Annotated in this window: 2 protein-coding genes; both read right to left on the bottom strand. The window is 50.6% G+C overall.

The features are described 5' to 3' along the window. Positions 1–123 precede the first annotated feature (123 nt). A complete protein-coding gene (locus tag BN1125_RS00290; RefSeq protein WP_042009693.1) occupies positions 124–624 on the bottom strand; it encodes a GNAT family N-acetyltransferase in 501 nt (166 codons plus the stop codon). Beyond that, positions 624–956, bottom strand: a complete 333-nt coding sequence (locus tag BN1125_RS00285; RefSeq protein WP_084202208.1) for a type II toxin-antitoxin system TacA family antitoxin — start codon at positions 954–956, stop codon at positions 624–626. The genes BN1125_RS00290 and BN1125_RS00285 overlap by 1 nt, the downstream gene beginning before the upstream one ends. Positions 957–1,100: the final 144 nt, after the last annotated feature.

Genomic DNA, 1,100 nt, shown 5'->3' with positions numbered 1-1,100 from the left:
GGTCATGGGTAATCAGGTAGCTGAAACCTCGATGAAGAAACGATGAGGTTAAGTGTGACGAGCGTATTGTCCGAAAAACAGGTGCTGATCTAGGGGCGCGTAGCAGTAAACAATAGGGGTTATCTATCTTGGCTTCAGGATTGTTGCGAGGTCAGAGATCCTGACCATTAGTTTCATTGGGTCCAGTCCCGATGCTTGAAACCCAACAGATTCCCAAAAGACTTTCGCTGTAGGTGATAGTGCATCCACCAGAACACCTCTTACACCGATGATATCAGCAGCTTGTAGAGCTCGTTGTAGAGCATCATTCACCAGAGCCCGACCGATCCCTTTGCCGGTGTAGCGAGTGTCAACAGCGAGGCGACCTAATAGGATCATGGGGATTTCTCGGGGCATGTTGCGTTTAATCGCACCAGTGGCCTCATTGGTCGTCACGATGCCTGATGAGAGGCAATAGTACGCGATCACATAGTTATCATTACAGACAACATATGTCCGGCTGGCGCCAGCCATCTGGTTTTTGAGTGCTCGTTCTTTGAGCCAAATGTCCAGGGTCGGCTCATCACTGGTGAAGGCGCTCACATCATGTTGAGAGGTGAGCAGGGCTGGTGCAGTTATACCCATTACAGATCCCAAGGTGCTTTGGCGGTCAGGGTGCGGTTCAACCGTTCGTTGGTTACGGGAGGGTTGTCCAATGCATCCAGAAACGAGGCATAAGCCGCCTTGTCGGCAACCAGTACCGATCTGTCGATGATGGTCTCTTCTGCCAGTTTACGTGAGGCCTCCAGGACGAACGCGGTTATAGATATACCTCGTTGCTCTGCTGCTCGGTCGATCAACTGTCGGTCGCTTTCTTGCAAACGAATATTCAAGGTCTTGTCGGCAGTTCGTTTAGTGATCGGCGCCTTGTTGGGCCGTGATTTTTTGATGGCCGGTTTGGCCTGCTCGGTGATCATGATTGTGTCTCCTGACATAATTGCTCACATGATAGCCAAGTGTAATGCCAATGTCAGTGCATTAAATGTTTTTAGCAGATGCCCCGTAAACGCTCGCCCAATCGGGCGGGGAGATAAGGGGAGCAGTTATACCAGGCCATAAAA

The organism is Aeromonas fluvialis (assembly GCF_000819885.1).
GTDB classification, from domain to species: Bacteria; Pseudomonadota; Gammaproteobacteria; order Enterobacterales; family Aeromonadaceae; genus Aeromonas; species Aeromonas fluvialis.
The sequence above is the reverse complement of the archived record's forward strand: the minus strand, read 5'-3'. Positions and strand labels throughout refer to the sequence as shown.

Coding starts and splice junctions, on each gene's coding strand:
- BN1125_RS00290 (WP_042009693.1), bottom strand. CDS start 624: ATGGGTATAACTGCACCAGCCCTGCTCACCTCTCAACATGATGTGAGC.
- BN1125_RS00285 (WP_084202208.1), bottom strand. CDS start 956: ATGATCACCGAGCAGGCCAAACCGGCCATCAAAAAATCACGGCCCAAC.